Below are 24,405 nucleotides of genomic sequence, written 5' to 3'. Positions count from 1 at the left end.
CCTGTGTGCTGAAGCGCATGTTCTGTGCCGCATACCCTTTCATATGGTTTTTCTATTCAAGGGTTATCCGACCGGAACGGCCTTGGAAGCAAGCCTTCACATAATATTTCAATAGATTTCATTGCTGAAAATTTATCAAAATAAACCTTTGTTTTACAAAGGGTTATCTGAGTGTCATGAAGCTCACACTCTTGTCATTTAATATTTTCTATATATGAATAAGTCTTATCTTTTTTAACAGTTCCCTTCTTGGGAAGGTCATTTCACACAAAAAGGGCCGCCACTTGCGTGGCAGCCCCTTGATTTCCTTCATATCAGTCCACAATGCCTGGACCGGTCAGGACTCCTGTCTCAGTCATTGCTGTTGCTACGCACACCCATGAACTGCAGCAGGAACTGGAAGAGATTGATGAAGTTCAGATACAGGTTGAGCGCATCATAAACGGAACGCTTGGCTGCCTGGTCCGCCCCTTCGTAATAGGCAAACTGCTGGTAGGTCGCCTTGATGCGCTGGGTATCGAACATGGTCAGGCCAACGAACAGGAGTACGCCAACCGCGCTGTAGACAAAATACAGCCCCGGGCTACGCAGGAACATGTTCACCAGCCCGGCAATGACCAGACCGAACAGTCCCATCATCAGGAACGAACCAAAGCGGCTGAGATCCGTACGAGTCGTATAGCCCCAGATCGACATGGCGCAGAACGTCGCGGCGGTAATGAAGAAGACACGAGTGACCGATACGCCCGTGAACACCATGAAGATGTTGGACAGGCTGGCACCCATCACCCCACAGAACAGCCAGAAGAGGGTCTGGACCGCCTGTGTGGAGAGCCGGTTGACGCCAAACGACATGACCAGCACAAAGCCAAGCGGCGCGATCATGGCCAGCATGGACAGCGCGGTCGGTCTAAGCGCCACCCCACCCGTAGGCAGCGGCACATGCTGATAGAACAGCGCCTGCAGCCCGGTATTGGCGATCAGATAGGCGACGAGCCCGGTCAGCACCAGTCCCGACGCCATCCAGTTATAGACTCGCAGCATATAGGCCCGCAGGCCCATATCGACAGAGTCCGCGGCGCTATCAGCGGTAGGGCGGATAAAACTCCGCGAATCAGGGCCAAAAGCCATTGTGTTTCCTTCCTCCACGTCCTGAACCAACGTGGCTCTCCCAGCATGTGGGAGCATGGTAGAACAGGTTCAAGGACATCAGCGTGTCCAACACATTACAATGCAGCAACATGCGGCATGTCCACGTCATACTATATATACTGTACACATGTCAGTCCGACATATGCTGTCTCTCCCTTCTACCGGTAGGATCGTCATGCGTCTTTTCGTTGGTCTGGAACTCCCGCCTTCCATCACGCAGGCACTGGATACATTGCGCGGCAGCCTACCTGGTGCGGCATGGATCGAACCTGAATCGTGGCACCTTACGCTGCATTTCATCGGTGATGTTACCCAGCCTCATCTGCTGGAGGAAATCCATCATTCCCTTGCGGCTGTCCACGCCGCGCGCCCCACGCTGGAACTGACGGTGCCCGGCCTGTCCGAAACCCATGGCCGCCCCGCCGGGGACAGACTGTGGGTGGGATGTGCGCCCACCCCTGCCCTGCTACACCTGCATAATAGGATACGTGCGGTCATCAACCGCGCCCTACCCACACTGTCACCAACCAGCAGACGTTTTATGCCGCATATCACGATCGGATCCGTGCAGAATCCCGACCCGGCACTACGACAGCGGTGGTTGACGATCCCCCTCTCCCGACCGGATGCGGAAACGCTAACGCACTTCACTCTATTCCGTTCCATCCGCCATGCCGGGGACACCTTTTACGAAGCACTGGAACACTACCCCCTGCAATCCTGATTCTCTGCTGCACCGGGACAAACCTGCCGTCCGATAGGAGGGAGAGAGGAAGGCGGCACGATACGGAATTGATACTATTTATAAATAATAAAAATCTATTTCTGATGAATAATTGTGAACCACCTCCATCAGGCAGGCAAACACACATTGTTATTTTCATAGATATATCAACAGATTTTCGGAAAATTTCCGCAATGGCCAGTTATCCGTATCATTGCTTATAGGACAACATATTCACGTTTACGTGATCGTGAACACTAAAATGTCAGGAGACGGGCGTGCTAGCCTCAGTATGTTCGGATGAAACGGACTACCTGCTTTTCTAAGCTGCCTTAAAGCCGGTTTCCTGTCTGGTCGGAAAAGAAGCGTTCCGCGCTTTTTTGCCGGATACATTCAGAAAGCCTGCCTTGGCGGAAAGTTGCAGCGGCGGGCGTCCTGAATTCGAAACCGTTAGTTTTCTGAGGACATCACATATGATTTCTGCCGTTTTCGGAAAAAGACGTTCTCTGAGCAGAACGCTTACAGCCGGAACGATATGTGCGGCTCTCATCTCCGGTCATGCCGTCATGGCATCCGCGGATGACGGGCAGGGCGCCACGGGGGAAGCGATCATCCACGCCGATGATCACCCCGGTAACTGGATGACCTACGGCCGCACCTATTCTGAACAGCGCTACAGCCCGCTGGACCAGATCAACCGTTCCAATGTTGGTAACCTCAAGCTGGCCTGGTATCTGGACCTCGATACCAACCGTGGCCAGGAAGGCACGCCGCTGGTTGTTGATGGCGTTATGTACGCCACCACCAACTGGAGCATGATGAAGGCCGTTGATGCCGCGACCGGCAAGCTGCTGTGGTCCTATGACCCGCGCGTGCCCGGCAACATTGCCGACAAGGGCTGCTGCGACACGGTCAACCGTGGTGCTGCCTACTGGAATGGCAAGGTCTATTTTGGCACGTTCGATGGCCGCCTGATCGCACTTGACGCCAAGACCGGCAAGCTGGTCTGGAGTGTTAACACCATTCCGCCCGAAGCCCAGTTGGGCAAGCAGCGTTCCTACACGGTTGATGGCGCACCGCGCATTGCCAAGGGTCGCGTGATCATTGGTAATGGTGGTTCCGAATTCGGTGCCCGTGGCTTTGTCACGGCTTTCGATGCGGAAACCGGCAAGGTTGACTGGCGCTTCTTCACGGTTCCGAACCCCAAGAACGAACCGGATCACGCTGCATCCGACAGCGTGCTGATGAACAAGGCCTACCAGACCTGGAGCCCGACCGGCGCCTGGACCCGTCAGGGTGGCGGCGGCACGGTGTGGGATTCCATCGTGTACGACCCCGTGACCGATCTGGTCTATCTGGGTGTGGGCAACGGTTCTCCGTGGAACTACAAGTACCGCTCCGAAGGCAAGGGCGACAACCTGTTCCTGGGCAGCATCGTCGCACTGAAGCCGGAAACCGGCGAATACGTCTGGCATTTCCAAGAAACACCGATGGACCAGTGGGACTTTACCTCGGTCCAGCAGATCATGACGCTTGATCTGCCGATCAACGGTGAAACCCGCCACGTCATCGTTCACGCACCGAAGAACGGCTTCTTCTACATCATTGATGCGAAGACCGGCGAGTTCATTTCGGGCAAGAACTACGTCTACGTGAACTGGGCCAGCGGCCTTGACCCCAAGACCGGCCGTCCGATCTACAACCCCGATTCGCTCTATACGCTTACGGGCAAGGACTGGTACGGTATTCCGGGTGACCTTGGCGGCCATAACTTCGCAGCCATGGCGTTCAGCCCCAAGACCGGACTGGTCTATATCCCGGCACAGCAGGTTCCCTTCCTGTATACCAACCAGGTCGGCGGGTTTACCCCGCACCCGGATAGCTGGAACCTTGGTCTGGACATGAACAAGGTCGGTGTTCCCGACTCCCCCGAAGCCAAGCAGGCCTTCGTTAAGGATCTGAAGGGTTACATCCTGGCATGGGATCCGCAGAAGCAGCAGGAAGCCTGGCGCGTGGACCACAAGGGTCCGTGGAACGGCGGTATCCTGGCGACTGGCGGCGACCTGCTGTTCCAGGGTCTGGCAAACGGCGAATTCCATGCATATGACGCGACGAACGGTTCCGACCTGTTCCACTTCGCGGCAGACAGCGGCATCATCGCACCGCCTGTAACCTACCTTGCCAACGGCAAGCAGTATGTTGCGGTTGAAGTGGGCTGGGGCGGCATCTATCCGTTCTTCCTTGGTGGCTTGGCCCGTACCAGTGGCTGGACCGTCAACCACTCGCGCATCATTGCTTTCTCGCTCGATGGCAAGTCCAATCCGCTGCCCAAGCAGAACAACCAGGGCTTCCTGCCCGTCAAGCCTCCGGCTGAATTCGACAGCAAGCGCACGGATAACGGTTACTTCCAGTTCCAGACCTATTGCGCCGCCTGTCATGGTGACAATGCCGAAGGTGGTGGTGTGCTGCCTGACCTGCGCTGGTCCGGGTCCATCCGTCATGAGGATGCGTTCTACAATGTTGTCGGCCGCGGCGCGCTTACCGCCTACGGTATGGACCGTTTTGACAGCAACATGAACCCCACCGAGATTGAGGACATTCGTCAGTTCCTGATCAAGCGTGCGAACGAGACCTATCAGAGGGAAGTTGATGCCCGGAAGAACACTGCTGGTGTCCCCGAGCAGCTGCCGTAATCTCCCGGTTTTGACAATTTTTCGCATCGACGCGACGCATGATGGTGAACATAATGATCAACAGGCTTAAGGTGACTTTCAGCGCGGCAGCGTTTAGTCTGCTGGCAGGGACGGCATTGGCTCAGACGCCCAGTGCCGACTCCGCGCTAGTCGAAAAGGGGGCGTATGTCGCGCGGTTGGGTGACTGCGTAGCGTGTCATACCGCCCTCCACGGTCAGGCTTATGCGGGTGGGCTTGAAATCAAGAGTCCCATCGGCATAATCTATTCCACGAACATCACACCGGACCCCACCTATGGTATCGGTCGCTATACGTTCGAGGAATTTGACGAAGCCGTCCGCCACGGCATCCGCAAGGACGGCTCCACCCTATATCCGGCCATGCCGTATCCCTCCTTCTCGCGTATGACGAAGGAAGACATGCAGGCGCTGTATGCGTACTTCATGCATGGGGTGAATCCGGTCGCGCAGCCTGACAAGCAGCCGGAAATTTCCTGGCCGCTGTCCATGCGCTGGCCGCTGGGTATCTGGCGCATGATGTTCTCGCCGGCTCCGGCAGACTATACGCCTGCTCCAGGCACGGATGCCGATGTGGCACGTGGCGAATACCTGGTAACGGGTCCTGGCCATTGCGGTGCCTGTCATACCCCGCGTGGCTTCGCCATGCAGGAAAAGGCACTGGACGCCAAGGGCGGGCCTGACTTCCTGTCCGGTGGCGCACCGATCGATAACTGGGTTGCACCGAGCCTGCGCAACGACCCGGTCGTGGGTCTGGGTCGCTGGTCCGAGGATGACATCTACACCTTCCTCAAATCCGGCCGTATCGACCACTCCGCCGTGTTCGGTGGCATGGGCGATGTGGTGGCATGGAGCACCCAGTACTTCACCGATGCAGATCTGCATGCCGTGGCGAAGTACCTGAAGAGCCTGCCGCCGGTGCCGCCTTCACAGGGCAACTACACCTACGATGCATCCACCGCGACCATGCTGGCATCGGGTAACACCGCCAGCGTCCCGGGTGCTGATACGTATGTGAAGGAATGCGCTATCTGTCACCGTAATGACGGTGGTGGCGTGGCCCGCATGTTCCCGCCGCTGGCTGGCAACCCGGTTGTCGTGACCGAGAACCCGACCTCGCTGGTGAACGTGGTTGCCCATGGTGGCGTGCTGCCGCCGAGCAACTGGGCACCGTCCGCAGTGGCTATGCCGGGTTACAGCAAGTCGCTGTCGGCCCAGCAGATTGCCGATGTGGTCAACTTCATCCGCACCAGCTGGGGCAACAAGGCACCCGGCACCGTTACGGCGGCGGATGTGACCAAGCTGCGTGACACGGGCGCACCGGTCTCCAGCTCCGGCTGGAACAGCACGAGCAGCGGCTGGTCGGTCTTCCTGCCGCAGCCTTATGGCTCGGGCTGGACGTTTGCACCGCAGACCCACACCGGTCAGGACGCCGCGCAGTAATGCGGCATGGTGGCTCCCCTGGAGCCACCTTTTCCTGAACGCTGACTATGTAAAACCGTCATGGGTTCCACCCATGGCGGTTTTCTTATGTACGACATGCTTCCACACTAGGCTGCACGACCAGCACAGGGAGACTCCAGCATGCAGCACATCGTGGTACTAACTGGCGCAGGGATAAGTCAGGAATCCGGGCTACAGACTTTCCGCGGTGCGGACGGATTATGGAACCACGAACGGATCGAGGATATCTGTACCCCCGAAGGCTTCCGGCGTGACCCGTTAAGGGTGGACTGTTTCTATAACGGCCTACGCGCGCAACTGCCCGGTGTGCAGCCCAATGCCGCCCACCATGCCCTGGCCAGACTGGAGCAGGCGGCACGCCAGGGCCAGTGGCTGGGTGAGATCACCATCATCACCCAGAACATAGATGACCTGCATGAACGCGCGGGCAGCCACAATGTCATCCACATGCATGGCGAACTGCTGCGCCTGCTATGTACCCATTGCCGGGCAACCCCGCACTGGCACACCGACTGCTATCCTGACACGCCCTGCCCCCATTGCGGCCAGCCCGCGCTGCGACCCGATATCGTCTGGTTTGGAGAAATGCCCTATCATATGGACACCATTGCCCGGCATCTGGCGGCATGCGACCTGTTTGTCGCCATTGGCACCTCCGGGATCGTGTATCCGGCAGCGGGGTTTGTAGAGAGTGTGACCGACCACGCGGATACGATGCTATTCAACCTGGAAGTGCCACAGGAGCCTTCTGCATTCGAGCAGATCATTCTGGGTCCAGCCACCCGCACCATACCGAACTGGACACGCGCGGTGCTGGCGGCGTAAGGCTGGGTCATGGCTGAAACCCTACAGGAACTGCTTGATGCCATCCGCGCCTGCCAGATTTGTGCCGCTCACCTGCCATTGGGACCGCGCCCGGTTCTGCATGTGTCGCGCACGGCACGACTGCTGATTGCAAGTCAGGCCCCCGGTACGCGGGTGCATGAAACCGGGCAGTCCTTCAATGATGCCTCGGGCGACCGGTTGCGCAACTGGATGGGGATAGATCGGGCTACATTCTACGATTCAAGCCGCATTGCGCTGGTGCCCATGGGGCTATGCTATCCCGGCCGCCTGCCACAGGGCGGTGACTGCCCACCGCGACCGGAATGCGCGCCGCAATGGCGTGAGCGCATCATGGCGCAGATGCCTGATATTAGGCTGACCCTTGTCGTGGGTTCATATGCCCAGCAGCATATTTTGGGCAAGGGACGGGTGAGTGAGCGCTGCCTTGACTTCCGTCGCTATCTGCCACGCTATTTCCCGCTACCGCATCCTTCGTGGCGCACAGGCGCATGGGAGCGGCGTACGCCCTGTTTTGGCAACGATGTACTCCCTGCCCTGCGTGCCTGCGTGCAGGCCGTTCTGGCGGACCAGCCACTCCCCGTGATAGCGCCTGCCCCTGCACAGGCTGAAACGTAATGCCTGCCTAGTATCCTGATTCTGAAGCTTTATTGATTTTAGTAGTATGGAGGCAGAAGCGCCTGACGCCTTGCAGCATCTCATTGGCGGATTTTGCCCATTTGAAGAGCCTGGGCTGTTCGTTATGGACAGCGATGAATGCGCTGATGTCGACCGCCAGAGCTTCGGTCGAATAGTGGATGCGCGCCTGATCTGCTTTTCAGTGACGAGAGCTAAAAATCGCTCAACCTGATTGATCCATAAGGCCCCAGTCAGCGTGAAATGAACGTGCCAGCGATTCCAGTTCCTGATGCTCCGGTGTCGTCAGTTCGATCGCAATTGCCTTACGTCCCATTCGATTACCCCCACCATCAGGATAATCGTATGAAATTCTCGATCAGGACACTAACCGACCATCAGCAACACGGCATGCGCGCTGGATAGGATTACGCCCTGCACGCCGGTAATCAGGATCTGTACCCCAATCGAGAGCAGGATCAGCGCCGCCAGGCGAGAGACAATGCGCGTGCCGGTCGTGCCCAGCAGGCACAGCAACTGGTCAGCATAGGTATAAGCGGCCCACACAATAGCCGCCACCAGCAGGCCCGCAAGCGACAGCACGCCATAGAATACGAAGTGATTGCCCCCTGGCGGCCCTTCGGACCCCAGAGCAATAGCCACCGCGATCGTGCCGGGGCCAACGGTAAAGGGCATGGTCAGGGGAAAGAACGCCTGCCCCATTATGTTGGGGCTGGCCTGCACCGTACTACCCTGAGCCTGCTTGCGGGCCTCCTCCGTTTCGGGTGCCTGTAGCAGGGACCATGCCCGCACGGCCACGACCAGGCCGCCAGCGATACGCAGCGCATCAATGGTGATGCCGAAAAACGAGAGGACCAGCCCCCCCATCCAGATCGACGCCAGCATAAGTACGGCGGAATAGAACGCAACCTGCCGCGCCAGCGCCATGCAGTCACGCCGCGACTGCCCTGCCGTGACCTGTGCAAAGATCAGTGCGGCCCCCAGCGGATTGACGATGGAGAATAATGCCGGAAACGCCATCAGGAACGCAACCGGCAGGCTGGGCAGTCCCACCACGGTAGAAAAATGGGTTAGCAATCCTTCATGGACCATCATGGCCGCCCGCTGCTGTTGTGATGATCATGACGCATGCTCCCTAGCATCCATCCTGCTCCGTAGGCACGAAAGACCTGCGCATGAGAGCCCTGACCATGTTCAGGTCATCAGCCGCAGCGCACAAAAAACAGGGATGACTCAAATCCCCTTCCTCCGTCAGCGGCCAGGGCACCAGCCCCAGTTCGTTATAGACCGGCAGCAGGCATACCCCCGCACGCCAGAATACTGGCTGGCAACCTTCCTGCACCGCAAGGTCGCGCAGCCACCATATGGCGGAAATACAGTCATCCATGCTGCCCGCCGGATCACCCAGCCCGATCAGATACGGCCCCAGCCGCACGAAAGGCAGCATGGCCTGCCTGCGCGCCCCCGGTATCAGTCCCGCAGGCGGCGGCGTGACCTGCCCGATCCCTTCCAGCGCATGATCCAGCGCACCATAGCGCGCGCGCATGGCCTCATCCCATGGCAGTACATGAATCCGCCCTGGCCGCACCAGCCGCACAATCATGGCCAGCCCCAACATGACCGCCAGCCCCAGTGTCCATTGCGCGATGCCGGGACGGGTGGCGAACAGCATGATCTCCCACCAGCTTCCCCCCGCCGAATCATGCGGCCCCGCCAGCACCAGCACCACGATGGAACTGATCAGCAGCACAAGCGAGACGATGGTGTGGGACGAAAGCGGCTCGCTCATGATCCGGGCATGACGGTAATAGGAACTGCGGAAGGGTGCGATCAGCATGCAGACCAGCAGCAGTAAGCCCGGTACCGACATGGGCGAGCCCCGCAGCAGGGTCAGCGCACAAGCACCAGACAACAGAACCAGCGTAGCCTTCCATGCCAGCGTAACGCGTTGCGACAGCCCGATCCCCAACCCGATCAATGCCACACCGGCCAGTGAGAGCAGATAATCCCCCACCATGGCGAAAACCGGCTGAAGGCGCCCGGCATTGAGCCAGTTCTCAGGATCAAGCAAGGTCAGCGCCAGCAGCAGTCCGCCACATAGCGAGACAGCACCCGTGGCCACTGCCACGGAAAAATCGGCCTCACTTTCCCGGATAACCTGACTGGCCCGGCCCGTGCGGGGACCGCGCAGCGGACTGCGGGCATCGGCCTTACGCGCAAGGGCTGCATCCCCGCGCAGGAACAGTTCGTGGGAAGCGAACATGATCCCCGCCACGAACAGCGGCACAATATAGTAAAACAGCCTGAAGATCAGGATGGCGGTCACGATGCGGGTCGCGGGCACGTAAGGCCCCAGCGCCAGCATCATCGCGCCATCAAACACCCCAAGCCCACCGGGCACACTTGCCACAAGTCCCGCCGTATAGGCGGCGATGTAGATGGCCAGGAACGTGCCATAGTCCAGCCCCGGCGCTGCGGGGAGGAAAGTATAGGCAATGGCGGCGGTGGCGGCCACTTCCAGTGTTGCCACCACCGTCTGCATGATTGCCATGGCGGATGAGGGGAAGGTGATCTGCCAGCGCCAGACCTTTACCTCGTTCACATAATGGCCCGTGATCACATAAGCCACGACCCCGCCCCACAACACCATGCCCACCAGGCGCATGACCATGGCGGGCAGCGTATTGCCGACAAAGGGCACCGTACCCGGCTCCAGCAGCAGTACGGCGCCAATCAGTACGGCGGCTCCCAGCAGATAGGTGGCCGAACAGAAAGCTATGATCTGGGCAACCTGGAACGGCCTGAGCCCCCAGTTACCATAAAGCCTGAAACGCACCGCCGCACCGGAAATAGCCGAAAAACCAAGGTTGTGCGACAGGACATACGAACAGAAAGCTGCAAAGGCCGTGCGCCGAAAGGCCAGCCTGCAGCCCACCTGTCGCACGGCCAGCCAGTCATAGAAGGACAGGACAAGGTATGACAGCAGCGTAAAGCCGGCCCCCGCCCACAGCGTGCCCACGGGAATGGCCGCCAGCGCAAGGCTTATGTCATGCCAGTGCAGACTGCGCACCTCACGCTGGACCACAACCACCGCACCCACCAGCAGCAGCAGCCCGATGCCATGGGGCAGATGGCGGATCAGCGCGCTTCTGCGTCGCGCGGATGACGGGCCGGGAGCGGCCTGCCCTGCATCATCGGGCAGGGTGCCGCCCGTCTGCGGTGGACGTTCAGCCATGGCTGGCCCTCAGGCCACCGTTCCTTCGTTACGGGTCAGGGCGGCCTCGATCAGGGCTACGGTCTCCGCAATCCCGTAAAGTGCGACAAAAATCCCGAAACGCGGGCCTTCCTTCTGGCCCAGCAGCACTTCATACAGGCAGCCAAACCATGCCCGCAGCGGCTCGAAGCCGTGGGTCTTGCCAATCTCGAACACAAGGTTCTGGCAGGCATCGGGCGTTACCTCCGTGCCTTCCAGCCCGCGCAGGGCTTCGGCCAGATCGGCCAGCGCGCGGCGCTCATGCGCGTCGGGCGCGCGGTAGTGCTTCGTGGGGCGCACGAAATCAGCGTAATAGACAATGGCATGTTCGACCAGTCGCGCCAGCATGGGGCAACTCTCAGGCGTGGCCTGCCCATCGTAGCGCTGAATGAACTTCCATAGTACGTCCGGCGTCTCGGCATTGGCCACGCTGGCAAGGTTGAGCAGCATGCCAAACGTGACGGGGCTGCCCGCATCCGCCGGGATCGTGCCCTTATGGATGAACCACGCCGGGTTGGTCAGAAGTGTCGCATCGTCCGCCGCCAGTGCCTTCGCCTTGCCCACATGGGCCAGATATTCGTCCGTCGCCTTGGGAATCACGTCAAAAAACAGGCGCTTGGCGCGCTGCGGGGCATTGAACATGTACTGGCCAAGACTTTCCGCCGGGGCGTAGCGCAGCCACTCCTCGACCGAAATGCCGTTACCCTTGGACTTGGAAATCTTCTGCCCGTTCTGATCCAGGAACAGCTCGTATGTCAGGCCCGCGGGCGGCTGACCGCCAAGGATACGGCAGATCTTGCCCGACAGACGCACGCTATCGATCAGGTCCTTGCCCGACATCTCATAATCAACGCCCAGCGCATACCAGCGCATGGCCCAGTCGGCCTTCCACTGCATCTTGGCATGGCCACCGGTAACGGGGGTCTCGAACGTCTCGCCGTCCTCATCGGTCCAGCGCACAGTGCCCGCCACGGGATCGATGGCATCCATCTTCACCTGCATCACCTGACCGGTGCGCGGGTGGATGGGCAGGACAGGGGAGTAGGTTGCACGCCGTTCCTCGCCCAGTGTGGGCGCAATCACCGCCACGATCTGGTCATGCACTTCCAACACGCGCTTCAGGGCGGCATCAAACCGGCCACCTTCATAATACTGGGTGGAGGATGCGAATTCATACTCGAACCCGAACCCGTCAAGGAAGGCACGCAGTCGGGCATTGTTGTGGGCGGCAAAGGAATCGTGCGTACCGAATGGATCGGGCACGCGTGAGAGTGGCTTGCCGATGAACTGGCGCAGCATGTCCTGATTGGGCACGTTCTCGGGCACCTTGCGCAGGGCGTCCATATCATCGGAGAACGCCAGCAGGCGCGTGGGCAGGCCGGTCAGCCTGGTGAAGGCCTGGCGCACCCATGACGTACGCGCCACCTCCCCAAACGTGCCGATATGGGGCAGGCCAGACGGGCCGTAGCCGGTCTCCAGCAGGGCGGGGCGTGCCGCACTCACCTCGCGCCCGCCCATGTGGGCCGCGAGTTTCGCGGCCTCCTCGAACGGCCAGGACTTGGGAAGGGGCGTGATAAGGGAAGGATGCTGTTCTGACATGGACCGGCAAGCTATGGGCAGGAAGGGCGCGGGTCAATTATCCTATTCCACACCCTCAGGTACAGCAATGAGAATGACATGACACACGACGGGCGACAGACGCCCGCGCGTGCCCTATATCATGGAGCAGCATGCCAGACACCCCGCCCCTGCCGGACAGCGCACCGGCACTCCTGCCACGCAATGGCGCCTGGTCGGTCCTGACCCCGGATGGGGAACTGCTGGTCATGACGGCAGCAGACATAAAACGCGAACTGCCGCACTGGTCCGCCCCCATTGTCATACACGCACCCGCCATGGCCCGCAGGCTGGACCTGCCGCCCCCGCCCCGCCCCAGCCCTTGGCTGGACCTGCTGGAACTGTTCGCCTTTACCCTGCCCGCCCGCAGCGTACCGCCCACGGCACGCGGTCTGGGACTGGCGCTGGGCATTGATGAACGTAGGCTGGACACGCCCGAGGCCGACCTGCTGCCCGACCTCGCCTTTGCCCTGCTGCACCGCCTGGCGCAAAGCCGCAATACGCCAGAAGCCCCGGTCAGGACCGCGCTGGCCTGGCGCATGCGCCAGGCTGGCTGGCCATGGGGGGCAGCCGCATGCGCGGCGCTGGGGCTTGGCCCGCGTGACAGGCCGCCCGCTGGCGCCATCCAGCCCAATGACGCGCTGAAAGTCTGGACCCGCCTGCCCAAATGGGAGGAAACGGCCCCGCTGCCCGCCCCTGGCGCGTACCCGGTCACGGGGGAAGAAGCGCGTGCCCGTCTGCGCGCCATACTGGGCGAAGGAGCGGAGCAGCGACCGGCACAGGACGCCTTTACCCACATTGCCGCCAGCGCCTTCGCCCCACGCACGACACAGGGCGACCCGCACATGGTGCTGGCCGAAGCAGGGACCGGCACCGGCAAGACGCTGGGCTATGTCGCCCCCGCCAGTATCTGGGCACAGCGCAATGGCGGCACCGTGTGGGTCAGTACCTATACTCGCCATCTGCAGCGCCAGATCGAATCGGAACTGATCCGCCTGTACCCCGACCCGGCCGAACGCATGACCCATGTGGTGGTGCGCAAGGGACGAGAGAACTACCTGTGCCTGCTCAACATGGAGGAAAGCGTAAACATCGCGCTTTCGCGCGGGCAGGCGGGCGATGGGGCGGTGATCGGGCTGGCACTGGTAGCGCTGTGGGCTGCCCACACGCTCGATGGTGACCTGTTTGGCGGCGACCTGCCCGGCTGGTTTGCCGACCTGTTCGGCCGCGGGCTGCTAGTCGGCATTGCCGATCGCCGCGGCGAGTGCATCCACGGTGCCTGCCCGCATTACCAGAGCTGCATGGTAGAACATTCCATCCGTCGCGCCCGCACGGCGGACCTTGTCATCGCCAACCATGCGCTGGTCATGTCGCAGGCCGCCTGGCACGCGCTGGACGGCTCGGACACCAGTAACGAGGACCATACCCCCACCCGCTACATCATGGATGAAGGGCATCATGTTGCCGATGCAGCCGACAGTGCCTTCGCCCTTGAACTGTCCGGGCTGGAGGCAGCCGAACTGCGGCGGTGGCTGCTGGGAGCCGAAGGGACACGATCACGCGCACGCGGCCTGCGGCGCAGGCTGGAAGACCTGCTGGTGCATATCCCACGCCTGGAAACCCCGCTCGATACCGTCCTGCTGGCCGCCCGCGCGCTGCCCGCACCGGGATGGTCGGCACGCCTTGCGGCACTGGATCCCGTGCACCGCGCCGCCGCTGTTCCCGTCGAGACCGGGACGGGAGAAGAGCCGACACTGTCCAACCCCACCGAGATGCTGCTGCACGCGTTACGCCAGCAGGTGCTGGCACGCACGCAGGGCAGCCCCGAAGGTGGCCCCCGGCGCAGCGACAGCGAATGCGATCTCTACCCCATGCCCGATACGCTGCACATGGCGGCACAGGCCATGGAACGCGCGCTGCGGCGACTGGCGGAACCGCTGCGCACGCTTGTCGCCCGGCTGGATGAAGCACTGGAAACCGAAGCCGACTGGCTGGACACCCCGATGCGTGAACGCATTGCCGCCGCCATCCGCTCCATCCGTCGCCGCGCCCTTGCACGCGTAGATGGGTGGTGCGCCATGCTGGGCAGCATGCAGGCGGAAAAACCGCAGCAGGATGGCGAAACCCCACAATATATCGACTATATCCGCATGGACCGGCGCGAAGGCCAGAACCCCGGTGAGCGGGATGTCGGACTGTACCGCCACTGGCTGGACCCGACCATCCCCTTTGCCAGCGTGCTGGCGGCTCCTGCCCATGGTGTGCTGGTCACCTCCGCCACCCTGCGCGACGAAACGGGGGGCGACGTGCATGATGACAGCGCTGACCGCGCGTGGGATGCGGCCGAAGCCCGCGCGGGCGCGATCCATCTACCCTCCCCCGCCATCCGGGCCTCCTTTCCCAGCCCGTTTGATTACGCCCACCAGAGCCGGGCCTTCATCATTACCGACGTGGCGCATGATGACCCTGCGGCGCTGGCAGGCGCCTACCGCACGCTATTCATGGCATCGAACGGCGGTGCGCTGGGACTGTTCACCGCCATATCACGGCTGAAGGAAGTCTACCGCCGCATCGTGACCCCGCTGGAGGCCGCAGGCCTGCCGCTCTATGCCCAGCATGTGGACCCGATGGATAATGCAACGCTGGTGGACATACTGCGCAGCGAGCGCAATGCCAGCCTGCTGGGTACGGACGCCATGCGTGATGGGGTGGACGTGCCGGGCGAAGCGCTGCGTCTGGTTGCATTCGAGCGCGTACCGTGGCCTCGGCCTGATATCCTGCACCGCGAGCGGCGCATCCACCTCTCTGGTGGAGAGCCGGGCCGGTATGATGACAGGATTGCCCGCCTGCGCCTGCGGCAGGCCTTCGGGCGGCTGATCCGCAGCCGCCAGGACAGGGGCGTGTTTGTCCTGCTGGACAGGCGCACCCCTTCGCGCCTGCTATCGGCCTTTCCCGCCGGGGTAACGGTGCGCCGCCTGGGCCTGAGTGCCGCAGCGGCGGAGATCAAGGCGTTCCTGCATGCACAGGACAGCACCGCCGACCAGCTTCACTGACCGTTCTGCTACACCGCCCCCCTTTGCGGGAGAAGCGTCAGAGCGCCTTGAGGTTGGTCGCGGCAGCCTTACCGCGTTCCATGGCGATGTCGTAGCTGACAGCCTGATCCTCGTTCAGGCCACGCAGGCCTGCTGCCTGTACGGCGGTGATATGCACAAACACGTCCTTGCCGCCATCATCGGGCATGATGAAGCCAAAACCCTTGGTTGCGTTGAACCATTTTACTTTTCCGGTAGCCATAGCCAGTCTCTTCTCCAGCGCCATCCTTGCCGGTCCTAATACCGGCAATCCGGGCGCGTGCCTTACGGCCATGAAAAAAACGGGGCATCCGGAAAACACCCTGCAGCTTTCACGTCGTTCGTGCACCATAGGGGCAGCATGAAAAGGGCTACCCTGTCAAATCATGAGACACGCTGGCGGCCCAGATTGGAAGATAATCAATCAAAAAAATGTGACTGCCCGCCCGCTACCTCTGCCGGCAAAGCAGGCCCTACCCGCACGGCCTGCCTTCCCGGCAGGCGGGTCATGCATTAATATTGATTCCGTAATCAAATGTTCCCACAGGACCGCCCGCCCCATTTATGACCTGCAGGACTTCTTCCATGGCTACTGCCATCTCCCCCGCTCACGCGAAGGGCTGGATACCGCCGCGGAATGGTTCGCCCCGCCATGCAGGCCCGGCTACCGCCATTATTGGCCAGTACGTGCATCGTGGGCCTTGACTGCGGGTTTGGCTGGTTCTGCCACTGGACCACCACACATCATGCCCTTTCCGTTCCGGGCTTAGACCTGTCGGAAAACGTGCTGGCCCGTGCATGCGAACTCGGTCACGACCCCATCATCACCTATGCCCGGCAGGATATGGAAACACTGGACCTGCCCGCAGGTGCGTTCGACCTGACCTACAGTTCGCTGGTGTTGCACTATACCCGCGATCTTGGCACGCGGCTCGCAATCCTTCATGCCAGTCTGGTGCCGGGAGGTTATTTCGTATTCTCCACCGGACACCCAATCTACACCGCCCCTTCGCACCCCGACTGGATACAGGGCAGGAAAGGCACCCGTGTCTGGCCACTCAATGACTACCAGCTGGAAGACCCCCGCACCACAGACTGGCCGGCGTTCGGCGTAATCAAGCAGCACCGCACGCTAGGCAACCTGCCAAACCTGCTGATCGGCACGGGCTTTGCCATCACGCATGTAGCGGAATGGAGTCCGCGCGACCAGGGCCTTGCAGCCCATCCTGACTGGGCGCTGCCCGCAGGCAGGCTATGCCCGCCCCATAAAAAAACGGGTGTGACCAAAGTCACACCCGTTTTTCCGAAAAGTCTGCAAGGGGTGGAGAAAGCGGGCGAACCCGCCATCCCCGGACACCCGGCATGGCCTGAGGCTATGCTCAGAAGTCCATGCCACCCATGCCGCCCATTCCGCCCATGCCACCTTCCGGCATAGCAGGGGCCTTCTTCTCGGGACGCTCGGCCACCATCGCTTCGGTAGTGATCAGCAGGCCCGCGACCGATGCAGCATCCTGCAGCGCCGTGCGCACGACCTTCATCGGGTCGATGATGCCGGCAGCCACCAGATCCTTGTAATCGCCGATCTGGGCATCAAAACCGAAGGTGTAGGTGTCGTTTTCCAGAACCTTGCCGGCGATGACCGCACCGTCTTCACCCGCGTTGTGGGCAATCTGGCGCAGCGGAGCCTGCAGGGCCTTGCGGATGATGTCCGCACCGACGCGCTGGTCGTCGTTATGGAAGTGCAGGCCACCCAGCTTGGTCGATGCACGGGCAAGCGCCGTGCCGCCACCGGGGACAATGCCTTCCTCAACCGCCGCACGGGTCGCGTGCAGGGCGTCATCAACGCGGTCCTTGCGCTCTTTCACCTCGATCTCGGTGGAACCACCGACGCGGATCACGGCAACGCCGCCAGCCAGCTTCGCCAGGCGTTCCTGCAGCTTCTCGCGGTCGTAGTCAGAGGTGGTTTCCTCGATCTGCGCACGGATCTGGCTGCAACGGCCCTTGATGCCTTCGCTGTTGCCAGCGCCTTCGACAATGGTGGTGTTTTCCTTGTCGATGTGCACCTTCTTCGCGGTGCCCAGCATATCCAGCGTCACGCTTTCAAGCTTGATGCCGAGGTCTTCGCTGATGACCTGACCACCGGTCAGGATCGCGATATCTTCCAGCATGGCCTTGCGACGGTCACCGAAGCCCGGCGCCTTGACGGCAGCGATCTTCAGGCCACCACGCAGCTTGTTGACAACCAGGGTCGCCAGCGCTTCACCATCAACGTCTTCCGCAATGATCAGCAGCGGGCGGCCGGACTGCACGACGGCTTCAAGCAGCGGCAGGATCGGCTGCAGCGAGGACAGCTTCTTTTCGTGGATCAGGATGTACGGGCTATCCAGATCAACGGTCATCTTTTCCGCATTCGTCACGAAATACGGGGAGATGTAGCCACGGTCGAACTGCATGCCCTCGACCACGTCCAACTCGGTATGCAGGCCCTTGGCCTCTTCCACCGTGATGACGCCCTCGGAGCCAACCTTCTGCATGGCCTTGGAGATCATTTCACCGATCTCGGCCTCGCCATTGGCGGAAATCGTGCCAACCTGCGCCGTTTCGGCCGGGGTCGTGATCTTCTTGGCGTTCTTCTTCAGCTCTTCAACAACAACGCCAACCGCCTTGTCGATGCCGCGCTTGAGGTCCATCGGGTTCATGCCAGCGGCAACGGCCTTGGCACCTTCACGCACGATGGCCTGCGCCAGCACGGTTGCGGTGGTGGTGCCGTCACCCGCGATGTCGTTGGTCTTGGATGCGACCTCACGGACCATCTGTGCGCCCATGTTCTCGAACTTGTCAGCCAGTTCGATTTCCTTGGCGACGGAAACACCGTCCTTCGTGATGCGCGGCGCGCCGAAGCTCTTGTCCAGGACAACATTGCGACCCTTCGGGCCCAGCGTCACCTTTACTGCGTCTGCAAGAATATCCACGCCACGCAGCATGCGCTGGCGGGCTTCACCGCCGAACTTTACGTCCTTGGCTGCCATTTTCTTATTCTCCGGTATGGAAAGTTTTTAAAAGGTTACTCGGTGCGGAAAGCGCGGGTGGGTCAGCCGACCACGCCCATGATGTCGCTTTCCTTCATGATCAGCAGTTCTTCACCGTTGATCGTCACTTCCGTGCCCGACCACTTGCCGAACAGGACGCGGTCACCCGCCTTCACGTCCAGGGCAACAAGCTGGCCCTGCTCGTTACGGGCACCGGCACCCACCGAGATTACCTCGCCTTCCATCGGCTTTTCCTTGGCGGTCTCAGGAATGATGATACCACCTGCGGTTTTTTCCTCGCTCTTGAGGCGACGGACGACCACACGGTCATGCAGGGGACGAAATTTCGTCATGAGATGGATCGCTCCATAATGTCTAAAGGTAACGCCCTTGAATCAAGCAACGCCACCGGTTGGCGCGCGCGCCAGGCCGCATCGCGTTAGCACTCCCCTCGTGAGAGTGCTAATACCCAGATAGGTAGCCCCCCCACGGGTGTCAAGAATACTAGCCGGGTCAGGGACGTATAATTCGTGATGTCTTGGTTAAAACCTGTCCATTCATTATTTTTTATATTAAAATCAATGAATTAAACAAAAACCTTCTTCCACTCCAAAAGGGCGGGACAGCGCTGGCCCCAGCGCATGGCACGCCGTGGCCGCCGATTCCGCGCTGCTCACCCGGCATGGGCGGAAAATGCTGAAATCCACGATCACGCGGGTTTCATATTGACGCAGGCGTGCCCGGCATCATTGTGTGCCTGATTACGAAGGAAAGAATGGAGCGAAAGCCATGGGCGCAATCATGACCGTAACCGCAGCGGACGGGCATACGTTTTCCGCCTATCGGGCCGGGCGGCCGGACGCCGCGCGCTGCGTTGTGGTGGTGCAGGAAATCTTTGGCGTCACGCCCTATATCCGCGCGGTGTGCGATTCCTTCGCAGCACAGGGTTATCAGGCAATCGCCCCCGCCCTGTTCGACCGCGCGCAACGCGACGCCATCCTGCCCTATGACAGCACCGGCATAAACGAAGGGCTGAAACTGCGCAGCCAGATTGCCCAGGCCGACACACTGAAGGACCTGGTAGCTGCGGCAGGGACCCTATCGGGGGAAAAGAAGGGCATTGTCGGCTTCTGCTGGGGCGGCAAACTGGCATGGGAGACTGCCTGCCACACCAAGGCGTTCGCGGCAGCGGTGGCCTGGTATGGGGGGGGCATTGCCCAGACCCGCAACCAGTTACCCAACTGCCCCGTGCAACTGCATTTTGGCGCGGAAGACGCGCATATCCCCGCCGATGAGGTGGACGCCATCCGTGCCGCGCATGAGGATATCGAGATCTTCACGTATGAAGATGCGGATCATGGCTTTGGCTGCACCGACCGCCCTTCCTACCACTACAGTTGCATTTTGTGTTGAGTTCTGAATCTATGGGTAACCATGATTCAGGATATGATGAGTGGCGGTACGTCTGTTGAAGAGACGCTGGAATTATGGGCGCGCTCGCTTCGGTCCGCCAAGGATCGGATGGCGCCGCTGTTCACGCAAAAACGTGTCGTAGATTCGGCCTGTGCTTTTCTTGATGTTTTGATTGGCAATGAACCACGCAAGACGGGATGGATGCGAGCGGAAGCCGCAGGAGATCCTGGTCCATGGCGGCAGCAGGCGCTTCTGGGACGCGGGCACTGGGATGCCGATGCCCTTCGTGACGTCGTCAGGGATTATGTGATTGAGCATCTGGGCACTGAAGAGGGCGTGCTGGTCATTGATGAGACCGGTTTTCTGAAGAAGGGTCAGGCGTCCTGCGGTGTGGGGCGGCAGTATACGGGATCTGCCGGCAAGATCACGAACTGCCAGATTGGTGTGTTTGGCGCTTATGTTTCGGAACGGGGGCATGCCTTTATTGACCGCGCCCTGTATCTCCCGAAAGACTGGACATCAAAGCCTGAGCGTCTGAAGCGGGCCCACGTTCCCGATGACGTGGTGTTTGCAACCAAACCGGCGTTAGCCTCGATGATGATTGAGCGAAGTATTGAGGCCGGTGTGCCGTTCCGCTGGGTTGCAGCAGACAGCGTGTATGGCGTGGGCGACGTAGAACGCACGCTTCGCCGGGCAGGAATTGGATATGTGCTTGGGGTCAAGGGCAATCACTGGTTCGGATCATGGGCAACGGAACCGCTGATTGCCGGAGAGGCGAAAGATATTGCAGCAGGACTGCCAGACCAGGCCTGGCGTCGTCTGTCAGCGGGGCACGGCACAAAAGGTGAGCGACTTTATGACTGGGCGTATCTTCCGCTTGCTGATCTGGATGCTGAAGAATTTGACTGCCCTATAGCCGGACCATGGACACGTGGCCTGTTGATCCGCCGAAACATCGCTGACGGGGACCTTGCCTATTTTACGACCTGGAGCCCGAAAGGGACAACCACGCAGGAACTGGTGAACGTTGAAGGGACGCGCTGGAGGATCGAAGAAGGGTTCGAGACGGCCAAAAACGAATTTGGTCTTGATCATAACGAGACCCGCTCCTGGCATGGTTGGCATCGGCACGTCTCTCTGGTCATGCTGGCCTATGCCGTCATGGCCAGTGTCCGTTACCAGGCAAACTCACTGAAACCGAAAAAAACACAACTCAGAACACGACAGTCCTTGTCCGCTGGTCCATTCAGGAGATCAGGCGCCTCGTCGTAAAACTTGCACAACGCAGACTACCCGTCTCTCACATCCTCAGATGGTCCGTCTTTCGACGAACGCATCAGGCCAGTGCTATCCGCGCTCACTCACGACACAAAATGCAACTGTAGTGCTACAACGAAGCTGCCGCAACTCTGGCCATGCAGCGTACGCTGAGCTTTTTCGAGCACTGGCTGTAATCGCGGACCGCATAAAAAACCCCCGTGCCCTTGCGGCATGCCCTCCCTGAAACGAACAAGAGTTTTGGTGAAGCTTTTTCCAGACAGCTTCAGGGAATGCCGCCTTTTGAAATAAAGACGGCACCCAGAAACCTTGATTGTTTCAGCCCCGGTTCAGCACACGGCCAGCGACCGCATCCAGCTTTGCCAGCAGGGCCGGGTCACGGCTGTCGGGTGCCGTGATGATGGCGTGTTCCAGTGCCCGGTCACAACCTGCGTAACAGGGACCACGCCTGACACCAAGTTTGGGAATGACCGCACGGACAAGGGCGCGCGCACGACTGGCGTTTTCCTGCATCACCTTGACCACGGCCTCCACCGTCACGCTGTCATGATCGTCGTGCCAGCAGTCGTAATCGGTCACCATGGCGACGGTGGCGTAGCAGATCTCGGCTTCGCGGGCGAGCTTGGCCTCGGGCATGTTGGTCATGCCCACCACGGAGCAGCCCCACGAACGATAGAGATTGCTTTCGGCACGGGTTGAAAACTGCGGGCCTTCCATAACCAGATACGTGCCGCCACGGGTCACATCCAGCCCCAGTTCGCGGCACTGGCCTTCCAGCACGTCGCCAATGCGCGGGCAGAGCGGGTCGGCCATGCCAACATGGGCCACGCAGCCGGTATCGAAAAAGCTCTTCTCGCGCGCAAACGAACGATCAATGAACTGGTCGATCACAACGAAATGGCCCGGCGGCAGTTCTTCCTTCAGCGAACCGACAGCCGAGAGCGACACGATATCGGTCACACCCGAACGCTTCAGCGCGTCGATATTAGCGCGGTAGTTCAGGCGCGAAGGCGGCAGCGGATGGCCACGACCATGACGCGGCAGGAACACGCAGCGCACGCCATCAAGCCTGCCGAACAGGAGTTGATCGGACGGCTTGCCCCAAGGGGTCTCAACCGTGCGCCACTCCTTGTCTTCAAGGCCTTCGATATCATACAGGCCGGAACCACCGATCAGGCCGATAACCGGCTCGATCTGCCCGTTGCTGGCAGGGTTAGGGGACATTGGACCACGTTCTCCGTTTCAGACAGATGGAAAGAATAAGCAGGACCAGCAGGAACACGACCGCCCCCACCCCCGCGCGGTGCCGCGCGGTCAGGTGGGGACTGGCCACCCACGCCAGGAAAGTCGTGACATCGCGCGCCTGCTGCGCAACGGTTGCAGGTGTGCCATCGGGATAGGTGACACCGCCATCATGCAGCGGCGGCGGCATGGCGGTCTGCCGATCAGCCGCATAGGGGTTGTAGAACAGGCCGGGTGGCACGGTGGTACCCGGTGGCGGTGTTTCGCCATAGCCTGCAAGATAGGCATAGATACGGTCCACCCCGCCGGGATGGACCACCGCCAGCCGCGACTGGTCGGGCGGCATCACACCATGGTTGGCCGCCGCCGCCGCGCGCGCATCGGGATAAGGGGAGAGCAGATGGTCATCCATGTTGGCCGGGCGCATGACCGGGTGCCCGCCACCATCCACCCCGGCAGGCACATGGTGGGCTGCGGCGAGGGCCTGGACATCCGCCGCCTTCAGCCCCATCCCGGCCAGGTCGCCATAGGTCACGGATTTCATGCCATGGCAGGCGGAACAGACCTGTGCGTACACCGCATAGCCACGCTGGACGGCAGCCATGTCGAAATGCCCCAGCGGGCCTTTGAAGCTCCATGTCTGCGGCGGGGGCGTGCGATAAGACGGCGATGCCGCTGCCGCCGCAAGCGGCATGCCAAGGGCAGCCAGCATCAGGCTGCGGCTCAGCCTGCTCCATGCACGCGCGGCATGGCCGTGCCGATGACCCTGTTCACGCATGTCCGCTCCGTTCTACCCCGGTTGTCCGTTCCTGCCTTTTGCGCCAGCCGCCAAAGGCAGGCTCCTTCCTAGCGGCTGGAAGCGTGCTCTTGCAATCGTCCGTCTTGCAATGGGCGAAGCAAACGGGCACCCGTAATAGCCATTGCGAACGACCAGAACGGGCAGAATGATACAGCCATGACAACATCCCGCACTCCTGTCGCCCACGATGCACTCAAGGAGACGGCCCGCGCCTGGTTTGAAAGCCTGCGCGACCGGATCTGCAGCGCCTTTGAACAGATAGAGGACGAAGCTGCCACGGCGGGCAGCCCTACCCTGCCGGGCAAGGAAGTCCCCGGCCGCTTTGAGCGCACGCCGTGGCAGCGCACTAATGATGACGGCACGCCGGGCGGTGGCGGCGTGATCAGCCTTATGCGTGGGCGCGTATTTGAAAAGGTGGGAGTGAATGTCTCCACCGTAAGCGGGGAGTTCAGTCCCGGTTTTCGCGATTCGATACCGGGTGCCGCACAGGACCCACGCTTCTTTGCCACCGGCATCAGCCTTGTGGCCCATATGTGCAGCCCGCTGGTGCCCGCGGCCCATTTCAACACCCGCATGATCATCACCACGCAGGGCTGGTTCGGCGGCGGGGGTGACATTACCCCCATGTTCCCCGAAAGCGCGGAGGCAATCCGTGATGCCGCCCGTTTTCATGACGGCTTCCGTGCCGCCTGCGAAAAGCATGACCCGCAGTACTATCCCCGCTTCAAGGAATGGTGCGACCGGTATTTCTACCTCCCTCACCGTAACGAGGCACGCGGGCTTGGCGGCATTTTCTATGACCGGCTCAATACCGGTGATCTTGATGCCGACTTCGCCTTCACCCGCGACGTGGGGCTGGGTTTTCTGGAGACCTACCCCGACATCGTGCGCTCGCGGATGATGGAACCGTGGACAGAGGCCCAGCGCAAAGCGCAGCTGGTCCGGCGCGGGCGGTATGTGGAGTTCAACCTGCTGCACGACCGGGGAACAATTTTTGGCCTTAAAACGGGTGGAAATACCGAAGCCATCCTCATGAGCCTTCCCCCGGAAGTCCACTGGCCATAAGAATAGCCCATGCCCGCCTTACCCTCCCGGCCCAACCCGCACCCTGCCGCGTCCTGCCTGCCCCGCCGGGGCCGTGTGGCACCCCGCCCGCGCCTGCGCGCGCCACGAC

Annotated in this window: 19 protein-coding genes; 10 read left to right on the top strand and 9 right to left on the bottom strand. The window is 60.9% G+C overall.

Translation table 11 applies throughout. The features are described from left to right. Positions 1–351: 351 nt before the first annotated feature. Entirely contained in the window at positions 352–1,131 is a 780-nt protein-coding gene (locus GLX_RS13750) for a Bax inhibitor-1/YccA family protein (protein ID WP_041247447.1), read from the bottom strand. Positions 1,132–1,327: 196 nt separating this feature from the next. Here GLX_RS13750 and thpR point away from each other — a divergent pair, with 196 nt between their 5' ends. The 5 genes from thpR to GLX_RS13725 all read left to right on the top strand — a co-directional run bounded on the left by thpR (position 1,328) and on the right by GLX_RS13725 (position 7,511). Continuing rightward, positions 1,328–1,876 (top strand): RNA 2',3'-cyclic phosphodiesterase, encoded by a 549-nt coding sequence (thpR, locus tag GLX_RS13745; RefSeq protein WP_014106566.1) that lies wholly within the window; start codon positions 1,328–1,330, stop codon positions 1,874–1,876. Positions 1,877–2,349: 473 nt separating this feature from the next. Further along, entirely contained in the window at positions 2,350–4,569 is a 2,220-nt protein-coding gene (locus tag GLX_RS13740; RefSeq protein ID WP_014106565.1) for a PQQ-dependent dehydrogenase, methanol/ethanol family, read from the top strand. 53 nt (positions 4,570–4,622) lie between these two features. Beyond that, positions 4,623–6,029: a c-type cytochrome gene (locus GLX_RS13735; protein WP_228391301.1), complete on the top strand. Its 1,407-nt coding sequence runs from the start codon at positions 4,623–4,625 to the stop codon at positions 6,027–6,029. A 141-nt stretch (positions 6,030–6,170) separates the two neighbouring features. Beyond that, the gene (locus GLX_RS13730; RefSeq protein WP_014106563.1) at positions 6,171–6,875 is read left to right on the top strand and encodes an NAD-dependent deacylase; all 705 of its coding nucleotides are present in this window, start codon (positions 6,171–6,173) and stop codon (positions 6,873–6,875) included. Positions 6,876–6,884: 9 nt separating this feature from the next. Continuing rightward, positions 6,885–7,511, top strand: coding sequence for a uracil-DNA glycosylase family protein (locus GLX_RS13725; protein ID WP_014106562.1), 627 nt, complete (start codon positions 6,885–6,887; stop codon positions 7,509–7,511). Positions 7,512–7,895: 384 nt separating this feature from the next. On the opposite strand, the gene GLX_RS13720 is transcribed toward GLX_RS13725, so the two are convergent. From GLX_RS13720 to GLX_RS13710, 3 genes are read right to left on the bottom strand one after another with little or no spacing between them, the layout of a single operon-like run. Further along, positions 7,896–8,624 (bottom strand): MarC family protein, encoded by a 729-nt coding sequence (locus tag GLX_RS13720; RefSeq protein ID WP_014106561.1) that lies wholly within the window; start codon positions 8,622–8,624, stop codon positions 7,896–7,898. Between the two features lie 40 nt (positions 8,625–8,664). After that, entirely contained in the window at positions 8,665–10,764 is a 2,100-nt protein-coding gene (locus tag GLX_RS13715) for a lysylphosphatidylglycerol synthase domain-containing protein (protein ID WP_014106560.1), read from the bottom strand. A gap of 9 nt (positions 10,765–10,773) precedes the next feature. Then, positions 10,774–12,381: a lysine--tRNA ligase gene (locus tag GLX_RS13710; RefSeq protein ID WP_014106559.1), complete on the bottom strand. Its 1,608-nt coding sequence runs from the start codon at positions 12,379–12,381 to the stop codon at positions 10,774–10,776. 131 nt (positions 12,382–12,512) lie between these two features. On the opposite strand from GLX_RS13710, the gene GLX_RS13705 reads away from it, so the two are divergent. Continuing rightward, a complete protein-coding gene (locus tag GLX_RS13705) occupies positions 12,513–15,452 on the top strand; it encodes an ATP-dependent DNA helicase (RefSeq protein WP_014106558.1) in 2,940 nt (979 codons plus the stop codon). 37 nt (positions 15,453–15,489) lie between these two features. On the opposite strand, the gene GLX_RS13700 is transcribed toward GLX_RS13705, so the two are convergent. After that, positions 15,490–15,693, bottom strand: a complete 204-nt coding sequence (locus GLX_RS13700; RefSeq protein ID WP_010507660.1) for a cold-shock protein — start codon at positions 15,691–15,693, stop codon at positions 15,490–15,492. 414 nt (positions 15,694–16,107) lie between these two features. On the opposite strand from GLX_RS13700, the gene GLX_RS13695 reads away from it, so the two are divergent. Beyond that, complete coding sequence (locus GLX_RS13695) at positions 16,108–16,905, top strand: class I SAM-dependent methyltransferase (RefSeq protein ID WP_014106557.1); 798 nt, start codon at positions 16,108–16,110, stop codon at positions 16,903–16,905. Here the strand turns inward: GLX_RS13695 and groL are convergent. Continuing rightward, a complete protein-coding gene (groL, locus tag GLX_RS13690; RefSeq protein WP_014106556.1) occupies positions 16,850–18,499 on the bottom strand; it encodes a chaperonin GroEL in 1,650 nt (549 codons plus the stop codon). The genes GLX_RS13695 and groL overlap by 56 nt on opposite strands. 62 nt (positions 18,500–18,561) lie before the next feature. Beyond that, positions 18,562–18,852 carry a co-chaperone GroES gene (gene groES / locus GLX_RS13685; RefSeq protein ID WP_014106555.1) on the bottom strand — a complete coding sequence of 97 codons (291 nt, stop codon included), beginning with the start codon at positions 18,850–18,852 and terminating at the stop codon, positions 18,562–18,564. A 436-nt stretch (positions 18,853–19,288) separates the two neighbouring features. Between groES and GLX_RS13680 the strand changes: the two genes are divergently transcribed. Then, a complete protein-coding gene (locus GLX_RS13680) occupies positions 19,289–19,912 on the top strand; it encodes a dienelactone hydrolase family protein (RefSeq protein WP_014106554.1) in 624 nt (207 codons plus the stop codon). A 21-nt stretch (positions 19,913–19,933) separates the two neighbouring features. Beyond that, positions 19,934–21,184 (top strand): IS701-like element IS1452 family transposase, encoded by a 1,251-nt coding sequence (locus GLX_RS13675; protein WP_012812328.1) that lies wholly within the window; start codon positions 19,934–19,936, stop codon positions 21,182–21,184. Positions 21,185–21,508: 324 nt separating this feature from the next. Here the strand turns inward: GLX_RS13675 and GLX_RS13670 are convergent, their stop codons facing one another. Beyond that, positions 21,509–22,414, bottom strand: a complete 906-nt coding sequence (locus GLX_RS13670) for an S-methyl-5'-thioadenosine phosphorylase (protein ID WP_014106553.1) — start codon at positions 22,412–22,414, stop codon at positions 21,509–21,511. Then, positions 22,404–23,210 carry a cytochrome c1 gene (locus GLX_RS13665; RefSeq protein WP_014106552.1) on the bottom strand — a complete coding sequence of 269 codons (807 nt, stop codon included), beginning with the start codon at positions 23,208–23,210 and terminating at the stop codon, positions 22,404–22,406. Before GLX_RS13665 ends, GLX_RS13670 begins: the two co-directional genes overlap by 11 nt. 177 nt (positions 23,211–23,387) lie before the next feature. Here GLX_RS13665 and hemF point away from each other — a divergent pair, with 177 nt between their 5' ends. After that, on the top strand, positions 23,388–24,296 hold the full coding sequence (gene hemF / locus GLX_RS13660; protein ID WP_014106551.1) for an oxygen-dependent coproporphyrinogen oxidase: 909 nt from the start codon (positions 23,388–23,390) through the stop codon (positions 24,294–24,296). Positions 24,297–24,405 lie beyond the last annotated feature (109 nt).

It is taken from the genome of Komagataeibacter medellinensis NBRC 3288, assembly GCF_000182745.2.
GTDB lineage: Bacteria > Pseudomonadota > Alphaproteobacteria > Acetobacterales > Acetobacteraceae > Komagataeibacter > Komagataeibacter medellinensis.
Note: the sequence above shows the minus strand (reverse complement) of the source record. Positions and strands in the feature narration are given on the sequence as shown.